Consider the following 4,329-nt stretch of genomic DNA (forward strand, 5'->3'; position numbering starts at 1 on the left):
GGCGTGATCGAGTCGGACGCGGGAGCGATGCGAGTCCTCCGGGCCACGGCCGACCTCGGGCTACCGGACTGGTGGATCGGTGCCGGCTTCGTCCGACGCCGAGCCCGCCCGCACCACGTGGAGACCTCGACGGAGAAGAGACCGGGGTACGACATGCGGCATCGGGGCGGGTCTGTGACGGGTGAGTTTGGGATGATGCGCCGGTCGATCCACCGACATCATCCGAACTCGAAGGGGCCTCCGCGATGGCAAAGGTCATCTCCACGTTGTTCATCTCGGCCGACGGTGTGGCCGAGATCGACCCGGACTGGCACTTCCCGTACTTCGACGAGAACATGGGTCGCGCCGTCACCGAGGACTACGACGCCGCGAATGTGCTGCTCATCGGCCGCGAGACGTACGACAGCTTCGCCGGGGCCTGGCCCGACCGCGAGGCCGCCGGTGGTGAGGACGCCCCGTTCGCCAAGCAACTCGGCGACGTCCGCAAGGTCGTCGTCTCACGCCAGCCGCTGGAGTTCTCCTGGCGCAACTCGGAGCTGGTCGACGGGGACCTCCTCGACGCCGTCGCCGCGCTCAAGGCCGATGCCGGCGTCCAGGGAATCCTCATCCCCGGGTCGATCTCCGTGGTGCAGCAACTGCTCGCCGCCGGCCTGGTCGACGAGCTGCGCCTGCTGGTGCACCCGGTGGCCGCGCGCAAGGGCCGCAAGCTGTTCGACGAGGGCGACGCCGCGTACCACCTGCGTCTGTTGGCCTCCGAGGCGTTTCCGACGGGCGTCCTCCGCGTGATCTACGCGCCGGGCACCGCACCGACGCCTGTCGGTTACGACGAGGTCAAGGACCAGGTGCCGGCCGGAAACTAGGCCTCCAGCCTGTGCTCTGCCGGCCCGCCACGTCGACCTCCCGAGGAGGCGGGCCGCGCTCGGAACGACGGTCGTCGTACGCCCATGTGAGGATCTCGTCGTGACCGAGTGGACGTACAACGACCGCCCCGTGGGTGCCAGATTCCTCACCGACCGGATCCCCGAGCCGGGGCGCACCGCAATCGAAGACGAGCTGTGGGCCTGGGTGGTGCGGGGTGAGGCCGACGCGGACGAGTTCGTCGACTTCTTCGACGACCCCGAGGAGCGTTGTGGCGCCACCGACGACGAGCTCAGGGCGGCGCACGGGGCGGCGTTGGCGGTTCGGCGGCAGCAGCAGCGCGAGTGGGGTGCGGTGTGCGGCAACCTCACCCGTGCCTTCGTCGAGCTCAACGAGTTGGGGGTGCTGGCCCGGGAGAACTTCAGCTGCTGTGGCACCTGCGCCGGCGCCGAGATCGACGACGAGCGGGACGACTCCCGGCACTGGCACGGGTTCCTCTGGTACCACCAGCAGGACACTGAGTCGCTGCTCGCGAGTGGGGACGGCGAGGTCTACCTCGGCTACGGCGTCTACCCTCCGGCCGACTTCGACGAGGACGCCTACGCGAGCCTGTCGGAGGCCGAGCAGCAGGCCAGCTACCAGGCCGACCTGGAGCGCCTGCTGGACGAGGTCGCGTTTCCGGTGCTCCGCAAGCACGGCATGCGGGTGGAGTGGAACCGCAAGCAGTCCCGGCGGATCCGGGTCACCGGCGCCCAGTGGTACGCACCTTTGGATTGACCACCACCGATGCATCCCACACTCCGGACCAGTCTTTAGTGAGGTCCATCGATATTGACGTGGGGTCGTCGGCGGCGACAGGATCTCGGGCACCACCACCCCTGTGATCCCTCCTGGGAGGCGCCATGACCCGTCCCCGCCTGCCCCTCCTGCGGGCAGCCACCCGGTTGGCCGCACTCGCCCTCGCGACCGCCGGCGTGCTGCTCACCGTCGCCACACCAGCCAGCGCCGCCGTGCCCACCGGCCGCTACGTCGCGCTTGGCGACTCGTACACCGCAGGCCCGCTGATCCCCACCCAGGTCGACCTCAACTGCCTGCGGTCCAGCCGCAACTACCCGTCGCTGGTGGCCGCGTCCGCCGGCTCGTCGTCGTTCGCCGACGTGAGCTGCTCCGGTGCCACCACCGACGACATCCTCTACGGCGGTAGCGGCCAGCTGGGCGTCACGCTGCCACCGCAGCTCAACGCGGTCACGTCGAACACGGCGCTGGTGACGGTGCAGATCGGCGGCAACGACATCGGCTTCTCCGGCATCATCGGCGACTGCGCGGAGGCGAGCGTCAGCAGCCCGCTCGGGTCTCCCTGCAAGAACCGGTACACCGCCGGAGGTGTCGACCAGTTGCAGGCGCGGATCGTCGCCGCGACGCCGAAGGTCACCGCCGTGCTGCAGGCCGTCCGGCAGGCCGCGCCGGGCGCGCGGGTCGTGGTGCTCGGATACCCGGCGATCCTGCCGGACACCGGTTACGGCTGCTGGCCCGTCGTCCCGATCGCCTACCAGGACGTGCCCTACCTTCGTGGCATCGAGAAGTCACTCAACGCGATGCTGGTCAGCGTCGCGAGCGCCAACGGCGCCACCTACGCCGACGTCTACACCCCGTCGATCGGCCGCGACGCGTGCAAGAGCAGCGGCACCCGGTGGATCGAGGGGCTGGTCCCGCAGAACTCGGCGGCGCCCTTCCACCCCAACGCCCGAGGTGAGCAGGGCATGGCCACCGCCCTGCTGGCCAGACTCAACAGCTGACCAGGCTCGCGATCGGTCGAGCTGGCCCCGTCCGAAGCGGCGGGGCCAGCTCACCGCAGTGCCGTCGGGGCGCTCAGCCGGCCTCGCGGTGCTTGAGATCGAGTCGTCCGGGGTACCGACCCTGTCATGCCGGTTGTGGGGGAAGTCATCGGAGACCGTTACCGTCTCGTCGAGAGCATCGCCAGCGGTGGAATGGGTGACGTCTGGCGAGCGGTCGACGAGACCCTGGACCGCTGCGTCGCGATCAAGATGTTGCGACCTCGGCTGGTCGACGATCCCGGCTTCGGCGAGCGGTTCCGTCGTGAGGCACGGGCGATGGCGGCCCTGCGTCACCCGGGTGTCGCGCAGGTCTACGACTACGGCGAGGTGTCCCGGCCCGACGCGCCGGTGCTCGCGTACATCGTCATGGAGTGCGCGCAGGGGCAGCCCCTGTCGGAGCGGATCGCCGAGGTGGGCCGGCTGGGTGTGGCCGAGACGATGTCCATCGCCGCGCAGACCGCCCGTGCGCTCCAGGCCGCACACGACGCCGGCGTGGTGCACCGGGACGTCAAGCCCGGCAACCTGATCATCGAGCCGGACGGGCACGTCGTCCTCGTCGACTTCGGCGTCGCCGTGACCCAGGAGGCGGCGAGTCTCACCGGCACGAACCAGGTCGTCGGCACCGCCCTCTACATGGCCCCCGAGCAGGTCACCAGGAGCGAGATCACCCCGGCGATCGACCTCTACGCGCTGGGGGCGGTCGTCTACCACTGCCTCGCCGGCCGGCCCCCGCACGAGGGCGAGAACGCGGTGGCGGTGGCGCTGCGGCATCTCGAGGAGGAGCCGCCGCCGCTGCCCGCGGACGTTCCGGAGGCGGTCCAACGGTTGGTCGCCACCGCGATGGCCAAGGAGCCCACCCGCCGCTTCCCGACGGCGGCGAGCATGGCCACCGCCGCCGAACTCGCGGATCCGTCCGACCGGATGGCGCAGACGGTGGTCGGAGCGCCGGCCGGGGCGGCGGTCGAGCAGACGGAGGTCCGGCGAACGGTCGGCGGCGCGGCGAAGCGTCCTGGTGGCCCGGCGCCGAAGGTGCTCGCGGTGGTTCTCGGATCGATGGCCGCCGCGGCTGCCGTCCTGGTGTTCGCCGACCCCACCGGGATGATGACGGGCCCGAACGGGCAACCGTCGTCGCCACCCGCGGTGTCGCCGACGGGCCCCTCGCAACGCGAGCCCGGCCCCGGCGTCGGTGGCGGAGAGCCGGCTACCCGCGGGTCCGCGGGCCTGCCGGTCCGCGCGCCTGGCTCCCCGACCCCGACAGCAAGTGTTTCGGCGGGGCCGGTCGGCCAGCCGACGCCGACCGGCGGGAGCACCGGGGGTGCGTCCGAGCCGACCTCGTCCGAGAGCCCTCCGGCGGAGCCGACGGCAGCCCCGACGGGTGGGTCCACGCCGGCACCGACCGGGACCGCGTCGGAGGAGCCAGAGGAGGAGCCCGAGGAGGAGCCGGCGGCCGAGCCGACGAAGAAGCCGTCCTCGGGAGCGCCGGAAGAGGAGGAGACGGCGGCACCGCAGACGTAGCGACAACGCTCTGGCGTGGCGGCCGAGCAGGCGAAGGATCTGGCTCAGCGGTGCGCCCTCAACGCGCTTGCCGCGGTCGACTCGCTCGTCGGCCTGGAGAACGTGGTCAAGGTGGTCAAGG

4 protein-coding genes and 1 pseudogene are annotated in these 4,329 nt (G+C 71.3%); all 5 read left to right on the forward strand.

The genetic code is table 11. The annotated features are described in order from the left end of the window. Positions 1–245: 245 nt before the first annotated feature. Positions 246–860, forward strand: a complete 615-nt coding sequence (locus ACWER9_RS31700) for a dihydrofolate reductase family protein (RefSeq protein WP_452305306.1) — start codon at positions 246–248, stop codon at positions 858–860. 100 nt (positions 861–960) lie between these two features. Beyond that, on the forward strand, positions 961–1,635 hold the full coding sequence (locus tag ACWER9_RS31705) for a DUF6891 domain-containing protein (RefSeq protein WP_452305307.1): 675 nt from the start codon (positions 961–963) through the stop codon (positions 1,633–1,635). A 125-nt stretch (positions 1,636–1,760) separates the two neighbouring features. Then, positions 1,761–2,654 (forward strand): SGNH/GDSL hydrolase family protein, encoded by an 894-nt coding sequence (locus tag ACWER9_RS31710; RefSeq protein WP_452305308.1) that lies wholly within the window; start codon positions 1,761–1,763, stop codon positions 2,652–2,654. Positions 2,655–2,780: 126 nt separating this feature from the next. Further along, positions 2,781–4,208, forward strand: coding sequence for a protein kinase domain-containing protein (locus ACWER9_RS31715; protein WP_452305309.1), 1,428 nt, complete (start codon positions 2,781–2,783; stop codon positions 4,206–4,208). Between the two features lie 9 nt (positions 4,209–4,217). Beyond that, positions 4,218–4,329: pseudogene (locus ACWER9_RS31720) on the forward strand (RidA family protein); the annotation flags it as partial.

Source organism: Micromonospora sp. NPDC003944 (genome assembly GCF_053605225.1).

What these genes read in the sequence shown, in the direction of transcription:
- ACWER9_RS31700 (WP_452305306.1), top strand. Translation starts at nt 246, where the DNA reads ATGGCAAAGGTCATCTCCACGTTGTTCATCTCGGCCGACGGTGTGGCC.
- ACWER9_RS31710 (WP_452305308.1), top strand. Translation starts at nt 1,761, where the DNA reads ATGACCCGTCCCCGCCTGCCCCTCCTGCGGGCAGCCACCCGGTTGGCC.
- ACWER9_RS31715 (WP_452305309.1), top strand. Translation starts at nt 2,781, where the DNA reads ATGCCGGTTGTGGGGGAAGTCATCGGAGACCGTTACCGTCTCGTCGAG.